The 22501-nt window shown below is 71.2% G+C and carries 14 protein-coding genes; 7 read left to right on the plus strand and 7 right to left on the minus strand.

The annotated features are described in order from the left end of the window. Positions 1-31: 31 nt before the first annotated feature. On the plus strand, positions 32-1558 hold the full coding sequence (locus ACWGJM_RS19530) for an MFS transporter (protein ID WP_453412921.1): 1527 nt from the start codon (positions 32-34) through the stop codon (positions 1556-1558). A gap of 1234 nt (positions 1559-2792) precedes the next feature. Here the strand turns inward: ACWGJM_RS19530 and ACWGJM_RS19535 are convergent. Further along, positions 2793-4436 (minus strand): M4 family metallopeptidase, encoded by a 1644-nt coding sequence (locus tag ACWGJM_RS19535; protein WP_453412922.1) that lies wholly within the window; start codon positions 4434-4436, stop codon positions 2793-2795. Between the two features lie 139 nt (positions 4437-4575). On the opposite strand from ACWGJM_RS19535, the gene ACWGJM_RS19540 reads away from it, so the two are divergent. Then, positions 4576-4992, plus strand: a complete 417-nt coding sequence (locus tag ACWGJM_RS19540; RefSeq protein ID WP_453412923.1) for a gamma-glutamylcyclotransferase family protein — start codon at positions 4576-4578, stop codon at positions 4990-4992. Here the strand turns inward: ACWGJM_RS19540 and ACWGJM_RS19545 are convergent. The 3 genes from ACWGJM_RS19545 to ACWGJM_RS19555 form a co-directional block, all read right to left on the minus strand. Beyond that, on the minus strand, positions 4882-7026 hold the full coding sequence (locus tag ACWGJM_RS19545; protein WP_453412924.1) for an alpha-galactosidase: 2145 nt from the start codon (positions 7024-7026) through the stop codon (positions 4882-4884). The genes ACWGJM_RS19540 and ACWGJM_RS19545 overlap by 111 nt on opposite strands. 23 nt (positions 7027-7049) lie before the next feature. Then, a complete protein-coding gene (locus tag ACWGJM_RS19550; protein ID WP_453412925.1) occupies positions 7050-9197 on the minus strand; it encodes a molybdopterin oxidoreductase family protein in 2148 nt (715 codons plus the stop codon). Positions 9198-9298: 101 nt separating this feature from the next. Then, positions 9299-9976 (minus strand): SanA/YdcF family protein, encoded by a 678-nt coding sequence (locus ACWGJM_RS19555; protein ID WP_453412926.1) that lies wholly within the window; start codon positions 9974-9976, stop codon positions 9299-9301. Positions 9977-10127: 151 nt separating this feature from the next. On the opposite strand from ACWGJM_RS19555, the gene ACWGJM_RS19560 reads away from it, so the two are divergent. From ACWGJM_RS19560 to ACWGJM_RS19580, 5 genes are all read left to right on the plus strand, one after another. Next, a complete protein-coding gene (locus tag ACWGJM_RS19560) occupies positions 10128-10967 on the plus strand; it encodes a sirohydrochlorin chelatase (protein WP_453412927.1) in 840 nt (279 codons plus the stop codon). Between the two features lie 172 nt (positions 10968-11139). Further along, on the plus strand, positions 11140-12477 hold the full coding sequence (locus tag ACWGJM_RS19565; protein WP_453412928.1) for a deoxyguanosinetriphosphate triphosphohydrolase: 1338 nt from the start codon (positions 11140-11142) through the stop codon (positions 12475-12477). A gap of 104 nt (positions 12478-12581) precedes the next feature. After that, complete coding sequence (locus ACWGJM_RS19570) at positions 12582-13847, plus strand: NAD(P)/FAD-dependent oxidoreductase (protein ID WP_453412929.1); 1266 nt, start codon at positions 12582-12584, stop codon at positions 13845-13847. A 47-nt stretch (positions 13848-13894) separates the two neighbouring features. Next, positions 13895-15796 (plus strand): DNA primase, encoded by a 1902-nt coding sequence (gene dnaG / locus ACWGJM_RS19575; RefSeq protein ID WP_453412930.1) that lies wholly within the window; start codon positions 13895-13897, stop codon positions 15794-15796. Positions 15797-15972: 176 nt separating this feature from the next. Then, entirely contained in the window at positions 15973-17154 is a 1182-nt protein-coding gene (locus ACWGJM_RS19580; protein WP_453413013.1) for an RNA polymerase sigma factor, read from the plus strand. A gap of 55 nt (positions 17155-17209) precedes the next feature. On the opposite strand, the gene ACWGJM_RS19585 is transcribed toward ACWGJM_RS19580, so the two are convergent. The 3 genes from ACWGJM_RS19585 to ACWGJM_RS19595 all read right to left on the minus strand — a co-directional run bounded on the left by ACWGJM_RS19585 (position 17210) and on the right by ACWGJM_RS19595 (position 22465). Continuing rightward, on the minus strand, positions 17210-19138 hold the full coding sequence (locus tag ACWGJM_RS19585) for an ABC transporter ATP-binding protein (protein WP_453412931.1): 1929 nt from the start codon (positions 19136-19138) through the stop codon (positions 17210-17212). Beyond that, complete coding sequence (locus tag ACWGJM_RS19590) at positions 19138-20871, minus strand: ABC transporter ATP-binding protein (RefSeq protein WP_453412932.1); 1734 nt, start codon at positions 20869-20871, stop codon at positions 19138-19140. Before ACWGJM_RS19590 ends, ACWGJM_RS19585 begins: the two co-directional genes overlap by 1 nt. A 139-nt stretch (positions 20872-21010) precedes the next feature. Then, positions 21011-22465, minus strand: coding sequence for a xylulokinase (locus ACWGJM_RS19595; protein WP_453412933.1), 1455 nt, complete (start codon positions 22463-22465; stop codon positions 21011-21013). Positions 22466-22501 lie beyond the last annotated feature (36 nt).

Raw genomic sequence — 22501 nt, forward strand, 5'->3', positions numbered from 1 at the left:
TGTGCGCAAGCCGAGAGGGAGACGAAGGCCGATGGAAGCCCTGAAGGAAACCCCGAGCGAGACCCGGTCCCGCGACCCCCGCCGCTGGTGGATCCTCGTCGTGCTGTGCCTGAGCACGCTGGTCCTGGTGATCGACAGCATGGCCCTCACCGTCGCGGTGCCCTCGATGACCGAGGACCTCGGTGCGAGCGCCCAGCAGACCCAGTGGATCCTCGACTCCTACATCCTGGTCTTCGCCGGCCTGCTGCTCACCTCGGGCAGCCTCGGTGACCGCTTCGGCCGCCGGAAGGTGATGCTGATCGGCCTGCTGCTGTTCGGGGCGGCGTCACTGGCGGCGGTCTTCTGCGCCGACCCCGGTGAAGTGATCGCAGCGCGGGTCGCGATGGGCGTCGGCGGGGCGCTGATCATGCCCTCCACCCTGTCGATCCTCATCACCGTCTTCGACGAGGAGGAACGCGGCAAGGCGATGGCGGCGTGGGGCTCGGTGTCGATGCTCGGCCTGGTCGGCAGCCCGATCCTCGGGGGTGTCCTGATCGACCACTTCTCCTGGCACTCGATCTTCTTCCTCAACGTGCCGGTCGTCGCCCTGGCCGTCGTCGCGGGCCTGCTCCTCATGCCGGAGTCCAAGGCGCCCTGGCAGAAGGCCGATCCGCTGGGCGCGGTGCTCTCCGCCGCCGGGATGACCGCCCTGGTCTGGTGGATCATCGAGATCCCGCAGCACGGCGCGTTCGCGGGCCGCTCCCTGCTCACCCTCGCGACCGCGGTGGTCGCCCTCACCGGCTTCGTGATCTGGCAGAACCTGACCGCCGCCCCGATGGTCCCCCTGGCCCTGTTCAAGCACCGCAACTTCAGCGGCGGTTCGCTCTCCCTGGCCCTGGTCCAGATCGGCAACGGCGGCCTGCTGCTCGTGCTCACCCAGTACCTCCAGTTCGTCCTCGGCTACTCGCCCATCAAGGCGGGCCTGGCCTTCCTGCCGCTGGCGGTGACCGCGCTGATCGGCAACACGGGAGGCGTCAAGCTCGCCGCCCGGATCGGCAACCGCTTCGTGATCCTCACCGGCATGCTGGTGATGGCCGCCTGCTTCGCCCTGCTGACCACGGTCGACGCCGATTCCGGCTTCACCGTCCCGGCGATCGCCCTCGGCCTCCTCGGCCTCGGTGCGGGCATGGCGATGCCGGCCGCGGTCGGCGCGCTGATGGGCACCATCCCGGCGGACAAGGCGGGCGTCGGCTCGGCCCTGAACGACACCATCCAGCAGGCCGGCACCGCCCTCGGCATCGCGATCCTCGGCTCCCTCCTCTCCAGCGGCTACGCGGCCCGCATGCCCTCCAACGCCCCCACCGCGGCCCGCCAGTCCATCGCCGGCGCGTTCACCACCACCGACCCCGCCCTCCTGCACACGGCCCGCGAGGCCTTCACCTCCGCCATGTCGACCACCTTCACCCTCAGCGCGGCCGGCGTCCTCGCGGCGGCGGTGCTGGCCACGCTGGTGATGCGTGACATGAAGCCGGAGCGGCCCGCCGAAACCCATGAGCGGGAACCGGAACTGGCCGCCTGAACCGCGGCTCCGCATGCCGAGAGGCCGACGCTCTCCAGAGCGTCGGCCTCTCGGGCGTTGTCCTCACGCATGGGTGGGATTCGCCTACTCCGTCGATGGCCTTTCCCAGGTCGTAACGTCCATGATTACTTGACTCAATCCGCCGTCGTCAAGGCGCTGCCACCCCAAAATCTTGACGAGTGCCGTCCGCTGCTCATTCGTCGAGACACATAGCGTCATGCCGTGCCTGATATTGTTCTCCGTTACTTTGTAGCCGAATTCCGTAGCTTCGTTGCATGATTTCCAGGTCGCGGCGCTCGGGGATCTGGCGATGGCGCCGGCGTCGCCGATCAGTCCTGGGCCATCCCAGGAGGACAGCTTGACGTCGTCCGTCCCGTACGAAGTCCAAGTCGGGTCTGTGGAATCGAGATCAACCCCGTCATCATATTGAAGTACCAGCTTATGGTGGTTCCTTACCTCTGGTTCGCCTCCTTGACCCGCCGACGCCGCGGGTGGCGACATCCTGTTGGACGGCGAAGCGGTAGCTCCGGTGGAAGGGCTGGGAGACACATGGGGCGAAGATGGCTCCGCACTGGCCTTCGGCAGGACGGAGTTGGAAGAACCGCCGCTGCTCGGCCAATATCTGATGCCTAGTACCACCCCGATGACGAGCAGTCCGACCACCGCTACATAACTGGTCCCCTTGTACTTCATCCGCAATCCTGGGGCCTGGATGGACAGGTCCGCCTCCGACCCGGAGGCCTCCGGCGATCGACCTGGTGCCGGTGGCGCTCCAGTGGCGCGCACGCCGTCTCTGACCTCCTTGATCCTCGCCTCGGCTTCAGCGTCCTTCACCCTGCGGTTTCTGTCCTGATCGCTGAGGATCTCTCCGATCTCGCTCATCACCCTCGCGGCGTCGGGAGTGACCGGAGTGGCGCCCTCCCCAGGTCTCCTCTCTGGGGGCGCCGGGTGTGGAACCCTTGCAGTCCCCTCCTCGGGTGGTGTTGCCTGGCTCAACTCGCTCGATCCCTCCGTGCAGTGAGTGGAGCCGTGCGTGTCGTGGTCCTCGCACGGTTCTCTCTGGAAACGACCGACCGTGGCTTCTCGACACGCCCTCCGTGCCTCAGCGTGAGGCGCCGAAATCGAGGGTGAGGACCGCTCGGGGCGGCCCCGTGACGGGGGCCGGGCTGCCCCGCGGCACCGCGAAACGGCCGCCCCGGCACGATCACCGAGACGGCCGCTGTCACTGGGCTCGTCAGTTGACGTTGACCGCGCTCCAAGCCGCCGCCACCGCGTTGTACTCCGCGCTGCCCGCGCCGTAGAGGTCCTTCGCCGCGTTGAGGGTCGCCGTGCGGGCGCCCGCGTAGTTGGTCGAGGACGTCATGTAGACGGTCAGGGCCCGGTACCAGATCTTGCCGAGCTTGTCGCGGCCGATGCCGGTGACCGTCGAGCCGTTGGAGGTCGGGGAGTCGTAGCTGACGCCGTTGATGGTCTTGGCGCCGCTGCCCTCCGCGAGGAGGTACGCGAAGTGGTTGGCGACGCCCGAGGAGTAGTGGACGTCGAGGTTCCCGACCGACGAGCTCCAGTAGTCGGCCGAGCTGCCGTCCTTGGACGGCTTGTCCATGAAGCGGAGGGCCGCCTTGCCGAAGCCGGACCGGACGATCCGCTCGCCGATCAGGTAGTCGCCCTTGTCGGTGGGGTTGTTGGCGTACCACTCGACCAGGGTGCCGAGGATGTCGGAGGTGGCCTCGTTCAGGCCGCCGGACTCGCCCGAGTAGGTCAGCGCGGCCGTCTTGGAGGTGACGCCGTGCGTCATCTCGTGACCGGCGACGTCCAGCGCCACCAGTGGGCCGAAGGTCGTGCCGTCACCGTCGCCGTACGTCATGCAGAAGCAACTGTCGTCCCAGAAGGCGTTGTTGTAGCTGCTGCCGTAGTGGACGCGGTTGTACGAGCCCTTGCCGTCGCCGGCTATGCCGCTGCGGCCGTGGACGTTCTTGTAGTAGTCCCAGGTCTCGTTGGTGCCGTACTGGGCGTCCACCGCCGCCGAGGAACGGTCGCTCGAAGCCCCCGTGCCCCAGTGGTTGTCGGCGTCCGTGTACAGCGTCGCGGGGGCGCGGCTGAAGCAGATGCCGAAGAGGCACAGGTCGGTCTTGTTCTCGGCGTCGCCGGTGTAGGTGTTGCCGCGGGTGGGGTCCTTCAGCTGGTACGAGGACCCGGACTGCGTCGTCTCCAGCGGGACCGTACCGCTGTAGAGGGACTGGCCGTCGCCCGTCGCCGTCTCGATGCTGTCCCAGGCGTCGATCTGCGCGCCCGTGAGGGCGTTGGTCAGGACGGTGCGGGCGACCGGGTTGCCGAGCGAGTCCTTGCCGACGGCGTTGGTGCGCCAGGCCAGCTTCGGCTTGCCGTGCAGGGCGTCCACCACCAGCTCCGGCTTGGCCTTCAACTGCCGTAGCGTTTCGCCCAGGTTGGCGGCGCGCAGCGCGTTCACCGCGAGGTCGGCGGCTTTGGGAGCGGAGACCTTCGGGGTTATGGAGGAGAGGGATATCGCACCGCGCGTGGCGCGGTCGGCGCTGCCGTACGTGCCGTTCGGGGTGAGGTGGACGACGAAGTCGCCGCCCAGCACCGGGAGTTGGCGATAGGTGCGGTCGTAGCGGACGTGCTGGGTGCCGTCCTTGTCGACGATCACGTCCCGGACCGCGGTGTCCTGGGTGGAGGTGAGTCCCAGGCCGGTGGCGTGGGCCACGAGTGCCGCCGCCGCGTTCTCGATCGCGGTGGTCCGGGTCGGTCTGCCGTCGGCGTGCGCGGCGGGGGAGAGGGCCGCGGCCAGCAGCGTGGCGGTCGTGGCGGCGATGCCGGCCGTGGCGAGACGTGATCCTCGGTGGTGCCGTGTCCGACTCATCGGTCTCCTAGGGAAGGCGCCTGGAAGGCGTGGGGGCGGCGCGCTGATGTCCCTGAGATTTAAGGGCCACCGACATGTCATGTCCATAGCGCCTATGGGGAGATGTGTGGGGAGTCGGAGGGGGTACAGAATCGTTTCTGTGACCCTGCCGTTCTTCGTCTACGGAACCCTGCGCCCCGGCGAGGGCAACCATGACCTGTACCTTCGCGGCAGCACACGCTCGGAGGAGCCCGGCCGGCTCACGGGCGCGGTGCTGTACGACGGTCCCGGCTATCCCTATGTCGTCGAGCAGCCCGGCGGTGAGGTCCGCGGGGACCTCGTCACCGCGCTGCCCGAGGAGTACGGACGGCTCCTGCGCGAACTCGACCGGCTGGAGGAGTACGCGCCGGGCGACCCGCGCAACCTCTACGAGAGGGTCGGCCGGAACGTCGTACGCGCCGACGGCTCAACCGCCCGCGCCTGGGTCTACATCGCGGCGCCCCACGTCGCCGCCCGCCTTCGGGCACGTGGCCGGCTCATCGCGGGCGGGGACTGGCTGACCCGCAACAGGCCGTAGACGTGCCAGCAGCATCCCCGGTACCTCCGGCAGCCGCACCCGCAGCCCCGCCCCGTCCCGCTCGGCCGATGCGCCCGCCCCGGCCGCGTGCAGCACCTCCACCCGTACGCCGTTCGCCAAGTCGGCCAGCGGCAACGCGAGTTCCTCGCCCCCGCCACCTCTGCGCCACACCGACACGTACGTCACCTCCGGCGCCCGCAGCCCCAGCGCCACCCACTCGTCATCCCACCCCGGCAGCCCCAGCGGCCAGAAGGGAACCGCGCCCGGCAGCTCACCCCGGATCACCTTGTAGACCGCCACCGCTTCCCGTACCAGGCCGAGTTGACGATCCGTCATACGATCGAGGCGACCGGAGAGATGAATGCGCCCCAGCAGTGCCGTCCCCACCGTGAAGCCGATCTCCGTGTCCGTGAACTCCGGCTGCGGGTACGCCCACACCGCGCCCTGTTCCGGCGGCACCGCCGTCGGCGCGGCGGCCGCGATCGGCGGGTAGCGGAGGGGGTCCTGCTGGTCGGAGGTGGACTGGAGCTGGGTGACGGACAGGGACGCGCCGTCCATGCGCATACCGCCGGACGCGCAGTTCTCGATGACCAGGTGCGGGTGGCGGTCCAGGAGGGCGGACACCCAGTCGCGCCAGGCGCGGGTGTGGCCGAGCAGGCCCGGGGCCGTGGTGGTGATGTTGTAGTCGAGTTTGAGGTAGCCCACGCCCCACGCGCCGACGATCCGGTCCACGGCCTTGTCCAGGTGCGCGCGGGCGGCAGGGTGGGTCAGGTCCAGCTGGTGGCGGCCCTGTTCGGTGACCCGGGTGCCGTCGTCGTGGCGCAGGAACGCCGCGTCCGGCAGCTCGGCGGCGACCGGACTGCGCACCCCGACCACCTCCGGCTCCAGCCACAGCCCCGGCACCATCCCGCGCGCCCGGATCCGCCCCAGCACCTCCTCCATCCCGCCGGGGAAGCGCCGCGGGGCCGCCTGCCACGCCCCGACGCTGTCCCACCAGCCGCCGTCCTCGGCGTCGTACCAGCCGGCGTCCACGCAGAAGTACTCGGCACCCGCCTCCGCCGCCGCGTCGACCAGCGGCAGCAGCTTCTCGGTCGTCGGGTCGCCCATGAGCGTGTTCATGTAGTCGTTGAAGATCACCGGCAGCCGGTCGTGGTCCGGGTGCGGGCGGCGGATCCTGCGGCGGTACGACGTCAGCGCGGCCAGCGCCCCGTCGAAGCCGTCACCGAGGGCCAGGGCGGCGTACTCGGACACGAACTCCTCGCCGGGCGCCAGCGTCCGGCGCCAGCCGTGGTCGTCGTACGACGGGCCGCCCAGGCCGACGTACGTCCGCCCGGCCGCCTCCCCGGCGTCCCAGGACCAGCCCGCCGCCGACTCGACCTGCCACAGCCAGGTCCGGCCGTCCGTACGGTCGGTGAGCGCGCCCATCGCCAGGTGGCCGTCGGTCGGCCAGCTGCCCCGGCCGGTCAGCCGCAGGGCCGCGCGGGCGTCGTGACCGTGCACCGCCCGGCCGATGTCGGGCACGGCGGCCCGCAGCGGCCGGGCGGACCAGCGGCACTCGGCGAGCCAGTCGTTGCGGGCCAGGTGCGCGTCGAGCACGTCGGGGGAGGGCAGCCCGCCCAGCAGCAGGCTGCCGACGGCGCGGACGGTGACGGGTGTGCGGCCCTCGTTGCGCAGCCGCACCCGGGAGCGCAGGACCGGCACGCCGTCGGGGGCGGAGTACTCGGCGAACACGGTCAACCCGCTCTCCAAGTCGTGGAGTTCGACTGTGAGACGGTGCCATCCGTCGTCACCGTACGTCGCGTGGTGCGCCCGGTGACGCAGCCGCGCGCCGAGCGCCGTCCCCGTGAAACGCGGCCCGGACCAGCCGGCGCCCGCACCCAGCAGCGTCACGTCGGCGAGCGGCAGACCCTCGTACGGGACCTCCGGATCGCCCGGACGCGCCACGCGCAGCAGCCGGGGCGGGCGGTCGCCGCCGAGGCCGACGTCTACGGTGAGCGCGGAGTGGCCCCAGCGGAGGGCTTCGCCATGGATCATGACGGACCCCTACCCAAGAGGCCCTAGGACCGCACCGCCTCCACCCGCACCGCGCACGCCTTGAACTCCGGCATTCGCGAGGTCGGGTCGAGCGCGGGGTTGGTGAGGGTGTTGGCGCGGCCCTCGCCCGGCCAGTGGAAGGGCATGAACACGGTGTCGGGACGGATGCCGGTGGTGATGCGGGCCGGCGCCACCGCACGGCCGCGCCGCGAGACCACGGCCACCGGGTCGCCCTCGGCGGCCCCGAGCCGGGCCGCCAGCCGCGGGTGCAGCTCCACGAACGGGCCGGGGGCGGCGGCGTTCAGCTCGGGCACCCGGCGGGTCTGGGCGCCCGACTGGTACTGGGACACCACCCGGCCGGTCGTCAGCAGCAGCGGGTACTCGTCGTCCGGCTCCTCGGCCGCCGCCCGATGCGTCACGGCGACGAACCTCGCGCGGCCGTCCTCGGTGGCGAACCGGTCGAGGAAGAGGCGAGGGGTGCCGGGGTGTGGGGCGGGGGAGTCCTGGGGGTCCTGGCGGCCCACCGCCGGGTCCACGGAACCAGGCGCCACCTCCGCCACCTCGGCCGTCTCCGGGCACGGCCAGAACACCCCGTTCTCCTCCGCCAGCCGCCGGTAGGTGATCCCCGAGTAGTCCGCGGGCCCGCCCGCGCTCGCCCGGCGCAGCTCCCCGAAGACCTCCTCGGGGTCGGTGGGGAAGCCCTTCTCCACGCCCAGCCGGGAGGCGAGCCCGTGCAGCACCGCCAGGTCGCTGCGGACCTCGTCGGGCGGGGTGACCGCCTGCCGCCGTAGCAGCACCCTGCCCTCCAGACTGGTGGTCGTGCCGGTCTCCTCGGCCCACTGGGTGACCGGCAGTACGACGTCCGCGAGCGCCGCCGTCTCCGACAGCACGACGTCCGCCACCGCGAGGAAGTCCAGCGACCGCAGCCGCTCCTCCACGTGCGCGGCGCGCGGCGCGGACACCACCGGGTTGGAGCCCATCAGCAGCAGCGCCTTGATGTCCGTGCCCAGCGCGTCCAGCAACTCGTACGCGCTGCGGCCCGGGCCCGGCAGGCTGTCGGGGTCCACACCCCACACCTCGGCGACATGCCGCCGCGCGGCCGGGTCGGTCAGCTTGCGGTAGCCGGGCAGCTGGTCGGCCTTCTGGCCGTGCTCGCGCCCGCCCTGCCCGTTGCCCTGCCCGGTGAGGCAGCCGTACCCGGACAGCGGACGGCCCGCGCGGCCGGTCGCCAGGCACAGGTTGATCCAGGCGCCCACCGTGTCGGTGCCCTTGGACTGCTGCTCCGGGCCGCGCGCGGTCAGTACCATCGCTGCCTCCGGCTCGCAGAACAGCCGTACCGCTGCCCGGAGTTGCGGAACGGACACCCCCGTGATCCGCTCCACGTACTCCGGCCAGTGCGCCATCGCCGCGGCCCGCGCCTCCTCCCAGCCGGCCGTGCGCTCCCGGATGTACTCCTCGTCGGTGCGGCCCTCGGCGACCACCAGGTGCAGCAGTCCCAGGGCCAGCGCGAGATCGGTGCCGGGGCGGGGCGCGAGGTGCAGGTCGGCCTGCTCGGCGGTCTTCGTGCGGCGCGGGTCGACGACGATCAGCGTGCCGCCGTTGTCGCGCAGTTCGCTGAAGAAACGCAGCGACGGCGGCATGGTCTCCGCGAGGTTGGAGCCGACCAGGATCACGCAGCCCGTCTTCGGGATGTCCTCCAGCGGGAACGGCAGCCCCCGGTCAAGACCGAACGCCTTCGTGCCCGCCGCGGCGGCCGACGACATGCAGAAGCGGCCGTTGTAGTCGATCTGCGAGGTGCCCAGCACCACCCGCGCGAACTTGCCGAGCGCGTACGCCTTCTCGTTCGTCAGCCCGCCCCCGCCGAACACCCCGCACGCGTCGGGACCGTACGCGGTGCGCGCCGAGGCGAGACCCGCGGCGATCCGGTCCAGCGCCTCCTCCCAGGACGCGGGCACCAGCTCACCCCCTGACCGCACCAACGGCGAGGTCAGCCGCACCCCGGGCGACAGCAGCGCCGCAGCCGTCCGCCCCTTGCCGCACAGCGCCCCCCGGTTCACCGGGAAGTCCGGCCGCTCGGTCACCTCGACGCCCCCTCCCGGCGCGGGGGTCACATTCATCCCGCACTGCAAGGCGCAGTACGGGCAGTGGGTGGGCGTCGAGGTCGTCTCCATACCGCCCAGCGTGCTTCGCACGTGTTACGTGCCGTGACGGCTCCCTGTTACACGGCCGGGACGGTGACCTCCCCGCCACCGTCGGCCCACGGTGAGGCCCCTCACCGTCCGGCGGCCAGCGCCCTGGCCACCCCCGTCTCCTTCGGGCCCAGGAAGCGGGGGTCCGGCTTGAAAGCTGCGTCCAGGGCCGCCTTGCCCGCGGCGAAGACCTCGCGGGTGCCGCCGTAGTACCAGGTGGCGTCGTGCTTGGCGTCGACGCCGACGCCGTAGGAGTCGATGCCCGCCGCCTCGCAGAGGGCGACCGCGCGGCGGATGTGGAAGCCCTGGCTGATCAGGACGGCCCGGTCGACGCCGAAGATCCTCTTCGCGCGGACGCAGGAGTCCCAGGTGTCGAAACCGGCGTAGTCACTGACCACGCGGGAGCCGGGAACGCCCCGCTCGGTCAGGTACGCACGCATGGCGTCCGGCTCGTCGTAATCGTCCCGGCTGTTGTCGCCGGTGACCAGCACCACCCTCACCCGCCCCGCCCGGTACAGCTTCACCGCCGCGTCCAGCCGGTGCGCGAGGTACGGCGACGGCTCCCCGTCCCACAGCCCCGCCCCGAACACGACGGCGACATCGGTGCGCGGCACGTCCGCCGTATTGCGCAGCCGGTCGGCCGTCGACACGAACAGCCAGGTCACCGGAAGCAGCGCCAGCACGCACCCGGCCATCACGGCCTGCACCAGCCGCCGCCGTCCGGCACGCGTCCGCGGCAGGCGCAGTCGACGGATCTTCACGCGGGTCCCCCTTCTCCGTTCCGACGAGGAGGACGCGCCGCACGGTGATCCGGTTCGCCTCACACGGTCCGGGCGCACGCCGTGAACCCACGGAAAATTCCCGTGACGGCCGTGCAACGAGGGCGCAACCTCCCGCCGTCAGGATCGTTCCATGACGGACCTCGACAGCACGGCGGACATCATGGCGGACATCAGCAGCCTGCTCGCCGGCCGGCTCCGCCTCGTCTCCCTGGACGGCAGGCGCCGACCCGGCCCGCCCGCCCTCGTCCTGGTGGGACACGGCAGCCGCGACCCGCGCGCGCTGCGGACGGTCCTCACCCTCATGGAGCGGGTACGGGAGCTGCGCCCCGGCCTGTCGGTGCGCCTCGGCCACATCGAGCTGAACGAGCCCCTGCTCCCGGACACCCTCGCCGCCCTCGGCGACGCCCCGGCCGTGCTCGTACCGCTGCTGCTCAGCCGCGGCTACCACGTCAAGCAGGACATCCCCGAGATGGCCGCCGCCGCCACCGCACGCACGCGCGTGGCCGCACCGCTCGGCCCCCACCCGCTCCTGGTGGAGACCCTGTACGACCGCCTGCTGGAGGCCGGCTGGCACACCGGCCCCGACGACGCCACCCGCCGTTCGAGCGGTGTCGTGCTCGCCGCCGCCGGTTCCCGCGACCCCGACTCCGCGGCCGACACCCGCCGCACGGCCCGGCTCCTCGCCGACCGCCTCGGCGTGCCCGTCGTCCCCGCCTACGCCTCCGCCGCGACCCCGACCGTCCCGACCGCCGTACGCGCCCTCGCCGCCCGAGGCCGCCACCGAGTGGCGGTCGCCTCCTGCTTCACGGCCCCCGGCCGCTTCGCCACCCAGTGCGCCGAAGCCGCCCCCGGGATCGCCTCGGCCCCCCTGGGCGCCCACGAGGCAATGGCCCACCTGGTCCTGCACCGCTACGACCAAGCCCTGTCGACCCCGGCGACGCTGACGAATCCGGCACTGGCGTCGGCTTGAAGACGGGGGGCAGGCTCACCCACCCAGGGGCGCGGGGCTGTGACGATATGCGGCTCCGCCGCGTGGGCGCGACAAGCCACGAACATGCCGCACCCGCCATACAACAAGACTCGGCAGACGAGTAGACACCCGGAACCCCCCGATCGTCACCGCCGACCCGTACTGTCGAATCATGGAAGGCACCGCAGGCAAAGGCACCCCAGGTAAAGGCACCGCAGGTAAAGGCACCGCAGGTAAAGGGACCGAACCCCCCACCGGCTACGACCCGGCGTCAGCCGATCGCTGGGCCCACGAGCCCGACAAACGCCCAGGCCGCACCGCCTTCCAGCGAGACCGCGCCCGCATCCTGCACAGCGCGGCGCTCCGGCGTCTGGCCGGCAAGACCCAGGTCGTCACCCCGGGCGAGCCGAACCACCCGGCCTGGGACGCCAGCCCCCGCACCCGGCTCACCCACTCCCTGGAGTGCGCCCAGGTCGGCCGCGAGCTCGGCGCGGCCCTCGGCTGCGACCCCGACCTGGTCGAGGCGGCCTGCCTCTCCCACGACCTGGGCCACCCTCCCTTCGGCCACAACGGCGAACAGGCGCTGAACGAGTTCGCCGACGACTGCGGCGGCTTCGAGGGCAACGCCCAGTCCCTCAGGCTCCTCACCCGCATCGAGCCCAAGCGCTTCACCCCCGAAGGCTCCGTCGGCCTCAACCTCACCCGCGCCGCCCTCGACGCCGCCACCAAGTACCCCTGGCTGCGCGGCGCCCACCCCACCGACCCGGCGTCGGGGAAGTTCGGGGCGTACGAGGACGACCGGCCGGTCTTCGACTGGGTCCGCAAGGAGGCCCCCGGCACGCGCACCTGCTTCGAGGCCCAGGTCATGGACTGGGCGGACGACGTGGCGTACTCGGTGCACGACGTCGAGGACGGCCTGCACGCCGGCCACATCGACCCGGGCTGCCTGCGCGCCGAACCGGAACGGCAGGCGGTCTTCGCGGTCGCCATCGGCCGGTACGTTCCCGCCGGCACCGACCCCGCCGAACTCGCCGAGGCCCTCGACCGCCTCCTGGGCCAGGAGTGGTGGCCGCACGGCTACGACGGCACGGCGGTCGCCCAGGCCCGTCTGAAGGACGCCACGAGCCAGCTCATCGGCCGCTTCTGCCTGGCCGCCGAGGCCGCCACGCGCCAGACGTACGGCAACGGCCGCCTCACCCGGTACGGCGCCGAACTCGTGGTGCCGCGCTCCACACGCATGGAGTGCGCGGTCCTCAAGGCGGTCGCCGACCAGTACGTGATGCGGCGCGCCGAGCAGGAGCGGCTCCGCGCCGACCAGCGGATCGTCGTCGCCGAACTCGCCGAGGCGCTCACCGCCCGCGCTCCCGACGGCCTGGACCCGCAGTTCCGGTCGCTCTTCGACGCGGCGGACGGCGATCACGCCCGTAAACGGGTGATCGTCGATCAGATCGCTTCCCTGACCGACGCGTCGGCCCGCTCGTTGCACGCGAGACTGACGGGGTGCCTGTGAGAAGAATGTGACCCTCCGTGGCCTGATCGGGTCACTCCCCCTTCCCGCATCACGCTCAGTGCGGGACGCTCCCATGTGGCGGCATCTTTACGAGGAGGCATCAAGTGGTCGACGCGGACCAGACGTTCGTCATCGTCGGAGGAGGACTGGCCGGCGCCAAGGCGGCCGAAACGCTCCGGGCGGAGGGCTTCACCGGCCGGGTGATACTGATCTGCGACGAACGCGACCACCCCTACGAACGTCCGCCGCTGTCCAAGGGCTACCTCCTGGGCAAGGAGGAACGCGACAGCGTCTTCGTGCACGAACTCGCCTGGTACGCGCAGAACGACATCGAGCTGCACCTCGGCCAGACCGTCGACGCGATCGACCGTACGGCGAAGACGGTCCGGTTCGGTGACGACGGCACCCTCGTGCACTACGACAAGCTGCTTCTCGCCACCGGCGCGGAGCCCCGCCGCCTCGACATCCCCGGCACCGACCTCGCGGGCGTCCACCACCTGCGCCGCCTCGCCCACGCCGAGCGGCTCAAGGGCGTGCTGAGCTCGCTCGGCCGGGACAACGGGCACATCGTGATCGCGGGCGCGGGCTGGATCGGCCTGGAGGTGGCGGCGGCGGCCCGGGAGTACGGCGCCGAGGTCACCGTCATCGAACACAACCCGACCCCGCTGCACGGCGTTCTCGGCCCCGAACTCGGCACCCTCTTCGCCGACCTGCACCGCCGGCACGGGGTCCGCTTCCACTTCGGGGTGCGGCTCACCGAGATCGTCGGCCAGGACGGCATGGTGCTGGCCGCCCGTACCGACGACGGCGAGGAGCACCCCGCGCACGACGTCCTGGCGGCCATCGGCGCCGCTCCGCGCATCGGGCTGGCCGAGGCGGCGGGGCTGGAGATCGCCGACCGTGCGCACGGCGGCGGCATCGTGGTGGACGAGCGGCTGCGCACCTCCGACCCCGACATCTTCGCGGCGGGTGACGTCGCCGCCTTCCCGCACGCCCTCTTCGACACCCGGCTGCGGGTCGAGCACTGGGCCAACGCCCTCAACGGCGGCCCGGCGGCGGCCCGCGCGATGCTCGGCGGAGACGTCACCTACGACCGCGTCCCCTACTTCTTCACCGACCAGTACGACCTGGGGATGGAGTACAGCGGCTGGGCGCCGCCGGGGTCGTACGACCAGGTGGTGATCCGGGGGGACGCGGGCAAGCGGGAGTTCATCGCGTTCTGGGTGAAGGAGGGCCGGGTGCTGGCCGGAATGAATGTGAATGTGTGGGATGTCACAGAGCCGATCCAGAACCTGATCCGCTCCGCGGCGCCGCTGGACACCGAGGCGCTGGCCGACCCCCACGTACCTCTGGACAGCCTCGCCTCCTGACCGCTCGTGGGGCCGCCGCTGTCACAGCACCCCCGTACAATTCACGCGTGGCAGGACGGATCAACGACGAGGACGTGAAGGCGGTACGGGACGCGGTCCCGATCGACTCCGTCGTGTCCGAGTACCTCCAGCTGCGCAACGCGGGCGGGGGCAACCTCAAGGGCCTGTGCCCGTTCCACGACGAGAAGTCGCCGTCCTTCCAGGTCAGCCCGAGCAAGGGACTCTTCCACTGCTTCGGCTGCCAGGAGGGCGGCGACACCATCACGTTCGTGATGAAGGTCGACCACCTCTCCTTCTCGGAGGCGGTCGAGCGCCTCGCCGCGCAGGCCGGCATCACCCTGCGCTATGAGGAGGGCGGGTACAACCCGGCCCACCAGCGCGGTGAGCGGATCCGCCTGGTCGAGGCCCACAAGATCGCCGCGCAGTGGTACGCGGAGCAGCTCGCCACCAGCCCCGAGGCCGAGACCGGCCGCGTCTTCCTGGCCGAACGCGGCTTCGACCAGGCCGCCGCCGTCCACTTCGGCGTGGGCTACAGCCCCCAGGGCTGGGACCACCTCACTCGCTATCTGCGCGGCAAGGGCTTCACCGACAAGGAGCTGCTCCTCTCCGGCCTCTCCCAGGAGGGCCGCCGCGGCCCCATCGACCGCTTCCGGGGCCGCCTGATGTGGCCCATCCGGGACATCGGCGGCGAGGTGGTCGGCTTCGGCGCGCGCAAGCTGTACGAGGCGGACAACGGCCCCAAGTACCTCAACACGCCCGATACGGCGATCTACAAGAAGAGCCAGGTCCTGTACGGCATCGACCTGGCGAAGAAGGAGATCGCCAAGACCTCCCGCGCGGTGGTCGTCGAGGGCTACACCGACGTCATGGCCTGCCACCTGGCCGGGGTGACCACGGCGATCGCGACCTGCGGCACGGCCTTCGGCGGCGATCACATCAAGATCCTGCGCCGTCTGCTGATGGACAACGGCAGCGCACGCGTGATCTTCACCTTCGACGGCGACGCGGCCGGGCAGAAGGCCGCCCTGCGCGCCTTCGAGGACGACCAGAAGTTCGCCGCCGAGACGTACATCGCGATCGCTCCCGACGGCATGGACCCCTGCGACCTGCGCCTGGCCAAGGGTGACGAGGCGGTGGCCGACCTGGCCGAACCGCGTACGCCGCTCTTCGAGTTCGCGCTGCGCCAGATCGTGAGCCGCTACGACCTGAACACCCCGGCGGGGCGGGCCGCCGCACTGGACGAGGCCGCCCCGATCGTGGCCCGCATCAAGAACAGCGGCGCCCAGCACGAGGTCGCCGTCGAGCTGGCCGGGATGCTCGGCATCCTCGACACGCAGTTCGTGGTCAAGCGGGTCTCCCAGCTCGCCCGTTGGGCCCGCGATCGCGGCGGCAGGGGCCCGGCGCCGACGGCCCCCCAGCGCCCCCCGCGGGAGTACGCCGCCGTACGGGCCCCTTCCGGCCCCGCGCTGAACCTCCGCAACCCGGTGTACGCCACGGAACGCGAGCTGCTGAAACTCGCCCTCCAGCGGCCGGAGCTGGTCTCCCCGGCCTTCGACGCCTACGGGATCGACGAGTTCACCGCCCCGCCCTACGCGGCCGTACGCCAGGCGATCATGGACGCGGGCGGCGCCGAGTACGGCACGCAGGATTCCCAGGAGTACCTGGTCCGCGTCCGCGAGGCGGCCCCCGACGACACGGTCCGCGCGATGGTGACCGAGCTGGCCGTGGAAGCGATCATGCGCCGCACGGTCGACGAGGCCTACGCCGGCGAACAGCTCGTCTGGGTCCGCCGCCGCGCCGTCGACCGCCGCATCCAGGACATCCAGAGCACCCTCGCCCGCCTCGGCACAGGCAGTGACCCGGCCCACCTGGCAGCCGTACAGAACGAGTTGTGGGTCCTCCAGCAGTACGGCCGGACACTGCACGAGCAGGGCGCGGCCGCTCTCTGAGCGATTGCGCGTCCCTCCCGTCACCGCCCGGTCACGGCACGAACGCAAAAAGTCACCGCAAGCCTCTCGTGGCGGTGATGTGTCTTACCCCACACTGGGGTGCGGTGCCTGAGTCCTCGGAGCGCTGCTGATCCGTCCCCCACGGATCGCGCTCCCCGCGGTTCCACTCAGCAGCGATCACCCTGGAGGTCGCCCCCGTGCAGACCCAGACCCTCACACAGACCGACAGCACCGAGAGCACCGCGACGGACGAGCCGGACGCCGAGAGCGAGGTCTTCGCGGTGGTTCCGCCGCAGAGCCGTGCCGCGCACCACCCGGAGCCGGAGCCGGAGCCGGAGCAAGCGGACGCGGCCGAGCCGGCGGATCCGCCCGCCGAGGCGCTGGCCGATGAGCCCGCCGAGGCGCCCGTCGAAGCTCCGGCGGCGATCGCCCGCGCCGACACCAGCGGTCCCTCCTCGGACCTGTTCCGCCAGTACCTGCGCGAGATCGGCCGCATCCCGCTGCTCACCGCGGCCGAGGAGGTCGAGCTGGCCCGCCGGGTCGAGGCCGGGCTGTTCGCCGAGGAGAAGCTGAGCAGCACGCCCGACCTGGACAGCCAGCTCGCCCTCGATCTGGACAAACTGGTCGTGATGGGCCGCATGGCCAAGCGCCGGCTCATCGAGGCCAACCTGCGGCTCGTCGTGTCCGTCGCCAAGCGGTACATCGGACGCGGCCTGACCATGCTGGACCTGGTCCAGGAGGGCAACCTCGGGCTCATCCGGGCCGTGGAGAAGTTCGACTACGCCCGCGGCTACAAGTTCTCCACGTACGCCACCTGGTGGATCCGCCAGGCCATGTCCCGCGCCCTCGCCGACCAGGCCCGCACCATCCGCGTCCCCGTGCACGTCGTCGAGCTCATCAACCGGGTCGTACGGGTGCAGCGGCGGATGCTCCAGGAGCGCGGGTACGAGCCGCCCCCCGAAGAGGTCGCCGCCCACCTCGACCTGCCGCCCGAGCGGGTCGGCGAGGTGCTCCGCCTCGCCCAGGAGCCGGTGTCGCTGCACGCGCCCGTCGGGGAGGAGGACGATGTCGCGCTCGGTGACCTGATCGAGGACGGCGACGCGGCCTCCCCCGTGGAGTCGGCGGCGTTCCTGCTGCTCAAGGAGCACCTGGAGGCCGTCCTGTCCACCCTCGGCGAGCGCGAGCGGAAGGTCGTACAGCTGCGCTACGGCCTCGCCGACGGCCGCCCCCGCACCCTCGAGGAGATAGGGCGCATCTTCGGCGTGACCCGGGAACGCATCCGGCAGATCGAGTCCAAGACCCTGAACAAGCTGCGGGACCACGCGTTCGCCGACCAGCTGCGCGGCTACCTGGACTGAACGGGGGCCGCTCACCCGACGCGAGCGGCCCCCTGGGGTCCTCTGTCCCGCCGGCTCAGTCGACCTCGGCCACCGCCTGCGCGAACTGCGCCTTGTACAGCCGCGCGTAGGCACCGTCCGCGGCGAGCAGCTCCGTGTGGGCGCCCTGTTCGACGATCGAGCCGTTCTCCATGACGAGGATCGTGTCCGCGTCCCGGATCGTCGACAGCCGGTGCGCGATCACGAAGGACGTCCTGCCGTGCGCCAGCTTGGCCATGGCCTTCTGGATCAGCACCTCGGTGCGGGTGTCGACGGAGCTCGTCGCCTCGTCCAGCACCAGGATCACCGGGTCGGACAGGAACGCCCGCGCGATGGTGATGAGCTGCTTCTCGCCGGCGCTGACCCCCGTGCCCTCGTCGTCGATCACGGTGTCGTAGCCGTCGGGGAGGGTGCGCACGAACCGGTCCGCGTGGGCCGCCCGCGCCGCCTCCTCGATCTCCCCGCGGGTGACCTCGCGCGAGGCGCCGTACGCGATGTTCTCCGCGATCGTGCCGCCGAACAGCCAGGTGTCCTGGAGCACCATGCCGATCCCGGCGCGCAGTTCGTCCCGGGACATCTTCCGGATGTCCACACCGTCGAGGGTGATGCGCCCGCCGCTGACGTCGTAGAACCGCATGAGCAGATTGACCAGGGTGGTCTTGCCCGCGCCGGTCGGGCCGACGATCGCGACCGTCTGCCCGGGCTCCACCTTCAGCGACAGGTCCTCGATCAGCGGCTTCTCGGGGTCGTACCGGAACGACACGTGCTCCAGCGCCACCCGCCCGCGCAGCTCCGCGGGCTTCTCGGCCGCCACCGGATCCGGCTCCTGCTCCTCCGCGTCCAGGAGTTCGAAGATCCGCTCGGCCGAGGCGACGCCCGACTGCACCAGGTTGGCCATCGAGGCGACCTGGGTCAGCGGCATCGAGAACTGCCGCGAGTACTGGATGAAGGCCTGCACGTCACCGATCGACAGCGCGCCGGACGCCACCCGCAGACCGCCGACCACGGCGACGAGCACATAGTTCAGGTTCGACACGAACATCATCAGCGGCTGCATGACCCCGCTGTTGAACTGCGCCTTGAACGAGGCCTCGTACAGCGCGTCGTTCTGCTCGGCGAACTGCTTGGCCGACTCGTCCTGCCGCCCGAACACCTTCACCAGGGTGTGCCCGGTGTACATCTCCTCGATGTGCGCGTTCAGCTTGCCGGTCGAGCGCCACTGCTGCACGAAGTGCGGCTGCGACCGCTTGCCGACCCGGGTGGCGACCACGAACGACAGCGGCACGGTGACCAGGGCCACCAGGGCGAGCAGCCAGGACACCCAGAACATCATCACGAGCACGCCGATGATGGTCAGCAGCGAGTTGATCAGCTGGCCCATCGACTGCTGGAGCGTCTGGCCGATGTTGTCGATGTCGTTGGTGGCGCGGGAGAGCACCTCGCCGCGCTGGCGCTTGTCGAAGTACGACAGCGGCAGCCGGGACAGCTTCGTCTGCACGTCCTCGCGCATCCGGTACATCGTGCGGTTGACGGCCCGGTTGACCAGCCGCGTCGCCACCGCCATCAGCAGACCGGCCACGAGGAACGTACCGAGCGCGAGCAGCAGGACCTTGCCGACGGCGTCGAAGTCGATGCCCTTGCCCGGGGTGAAGTCGGTGCTCCTCAGCATGTCCGCGACGGAGCCCTGGCCCCGTTCGCGCATGGAGTCGAGCACCTGCTCCTTGGTGGCCCCGGCCGGCATCTGCCGCCCGATGATGCCCGCGAAGACCAGGTCGGTGGCCTTGCCGAGGATCTTCGGGCCGATCACGCTGAGGCCGACGCTGACGACCACGCACAGCAGCAGTGCGTAGATGGTGAGCCGTTCCGGCCCGAACCGGGCGACGAGCCGTTTGCCCGAGCCCTTGAAGTCCATCGAGCGCTGGTCGGGGCCGCCCCCGGCCATCATGCGTCCCATGGGCCCTGCCATCAGGCGGCCTCCGCTTCCGTCAGCTGGGAGAGCACGATCTCCCGGTAGGTCTCGTTGTCCGCCATGAGTTCGTGGTGCCGGCCCGTGCCGACCACCCGGCCCTCGTCCAGGACCACGATCCGGTCGGCTTCCCGGATGGTCGCCACGCGCTGGGCGACGATCACGACGGTCGCCTCGGCGGTCTCATGGGCCAGCGCCTTGCGCAGGGCCGCGTCGGTGGCGTAGTCGAGCGCGGAGAAGGAGTCGTCGAAGAGGTAGATCTCCGGGCGCTGCACGAGCGTACGGGCGATGGCGAGCCGCTGGCGCTGGCCGCCGGAGACGTTCGTACCGCCCTGTGCGATGGGCGCGTTCAGCCCGCCCTCCAGGTTCGACACGAACTCCTTGGCCTGCGCGACCTCCAGCGCGTGCCACAGCTCCTCGTCGGTGGCGTCCGGGTTGCCGTACCGCAGGTTGGTGGCCACCGTGCCCGCGAACAGGTACGGCTTCTGCGGGACCAGGCCCACCGTCTTCGCCAGCAGCTTCGGCTCGACCTCCTGGACGTCGACGCCGTCGACGAGCACCGCGCCCTCGGTCGCGTCGAACAGCCGCGGGACGAGCCCGAGCAGCGTCGACTTGCCGCTGCCGGTGGAGCCGATCACGGCGGTGGTCTCACCGGGCCGGGCCACCAGGTCGACCCCCTTGAGCACCGGCTCCTCGGCACCCGGATAGCGGAAGCCCGCCCCCCGGATCTCCAGGTGGCCGTGCCGGCGCAGCTCCACGACGGGGGCCGTCGGCGGCACCACGCTGGAGTCGGTGTCGAGGATCTCCTGGATGCGCTCGGCGCACACCTCCGCGCGAGGCACCATCATGAACATGAAGGTGGCCATCATCACGGACATGACGATCTGCATCAGGTAGGCGAGGAACGCTGTCAGGTCGCCGATCGCCATTCCGCCGCTGTCGATGCGGTGCGCGCCGAACCACACGACCGCGATCGACGACAGGTTGACCACCGTCATCACGATCGGGAACATCAGTGCGAGCATCCGCCCGGTGGCCAGTTGCATCTCGGTGAGATCGCCGTTCGCCTTCCGGAAACGGTCCGCCTCGTACTCGTCCCGGACGAAGGCGCGGATGACCCGGTTGCCGGAGATCTGCTCGCGCAGCACCCGGTTCACCGTGTCCAGGCGCACCTGCATCGACCGGAACAGCGGGCGCAGCCGCCGCACGATCAGCGTGACGCTGATGCCCAGCACCGGCACGACCGCCACCAGCACCCCGGACAGCGGCACGTCCAGTCCGAGCGCCAGCACGATACCGCCGACACACATGATGGGCGCCGACACCATCAGGGTGAACGTCATCAGGGCCAGCATCTGGACCTGCTGTACGTCATTGGTCGTACGCGTGATGAGGGAGGGCGCGCCGAAGTGGCCCACCTCGCGCGAGGAGAACGACTGCACACGGTCGAAGACGGCGGCCCGAACGTCCCGGCCGAGCGCCGCGGCGGTCCGGGCGCCGTAGTACACGGCTCCCATGTTGCACACGACCTGCGCCAGCGAGATGCCGATCATCAGGGCGCCGAAGGAGAGGATGTAACCGGTGTCCCCCTTCACGACACCCTTGTCGATGATGTCTGCGTTCAGGGTGGGCAGGTAGAGGGTGGCGCAGGTCTGCAGGAACTGCAGCAGCACCAGCACGGCTATGGGTTTCTTGTAAGGCCTGAGACAGGCCCGAAGAAGTCGTATGAGCACGCTAGGTCTCTCGGGGTCGGCGAAGGGGGCGTTCGGTTGCCCTTGGCCCCTATCGTCGAACACTGCACCCGCGTTACCTCAACCGATTAAGCCAACAGCGGTGCTCCAGCAGCCTTATAAATTTTGGGTGTTGTAACCCTTATGGGCGAAATGCTCCGGGATGGGTCTGCTCTCGCACCGACACGAACTGCTGCCGCACGGCCTGCCCCACCGCCAGTTCCTCACCCGGGTCCAGCACTTGCGCCGCCGCACCCTGCCAGGCCGGCGGGGTACGCGGGTCGAGGGTGCCCTGCGACACTCCGAGCGCCCACGCGGCCTGCCGGGCGGCACCGATCGCCGCGTAGTCGGCGGGCTGCGGTACGACGACCTGCGCGCCGAACAGCGAGGGCGCGGCGGCCTGCACGGCGGGCAGTTCGGCGGCCCCGCCGAGCAGGAAGATCCGCCGTACGTCCACGCCCCGGCCACGCAGTACGTCGAGCGCGTCCGCGAGCCCGCACAGCATGCCCTCGAACGCGGCCCGCGCCAGATGCTCGGGCTTCATCGACTCGCGCCGCAGCCCGGCCAGCGTGCCGGCGGTGTGCGGGAGGGTGGGCGTCCGTTCGCCCTCCAGATAGGGCAGGAGCACCAGACCGTGGGACCCCGGCGTGGACTTCATCGCCAGATCGGACAGGCTCTCCAGGTCCGAGACGCCGAGGAGTTCGGCGGTTCCGCGCAGGGTCCGTACCGCGTTCAGGGTGGTCACGACCGGCAGGTGCATGCCGGTGGCGTCGGCGAGCGAGGTGATCATCCCGCTCTGGTCGACGAGCGCCTCCGGGTGGACGGCCATCACCGACCCCGAAGCCCCCAGGGACACCACGGCGTCCCCGAGCCCCAGCCCGAGACCGAAGGCGGCGGCCATCGTCTCGCCGGTCCCGGCGGAGATCAGCAGCCCCTCCGGCGTCGTACCGGCCGCGTCGGACGGGCCGATCACCTCCGGCAGCATCGCCTGGTGACCGAGCGCCAGCTCGACCAGATCCGGCCGGTAGCCGCCGGTGGCCGCCGACCAGTACCCGGTGCCGGAGGCCCCGCCGCGATCAGTGGTCCGGCGCACCGGCCGCCCGAGCAGCTGCCACACCAGCCAGTCGTGGGCCTGGAGCAGCATGGCGGTCCGCCGCGCGTTCTCCGGCTCGCTCTTGGCGAGCCAGCGCAGCTTGGTGACGGGCTGCGCGGCCTGCGGAACGCACCCCACCGCCTGCGCCCACGCCTCGCGCCCGCCCAGCGCGTCGATCAGGTCGGCCGCCGCGACCTGCGCCCGCTTGTCGCCGCCGACCATCGCCGGGCGCACGGTGGAGCCCTGCGCGTCCAGGGGAATCAGCGCGTTCTGCTGTGCGGACACGCCGATGGCCTGCACGCCCTCGAGCAGCCCGCCGCCCGCCGCTTCCCCCAGGGACAGCAGCCAGGCCTGCGGGTCCACGTCGCTGGACCGCGGCCCGCCTTCCGGCATGTCGACCGGATGCGGCGCGTATCCCTGGCGCAGCACGGCACCCGTGTCCGTGTCGCAGACCACGATGCGAGTGAAATCGGGCGAGCTGTCCAACCCGGCGACTATCCCCATGCCTCAAATTCTGCCGTAGCGCTGCGCTTGCTTTGG

The sequence above is a fragment of the Streptomyces sp. NPDC054834 genome (genome assembly GCF_053611185.1).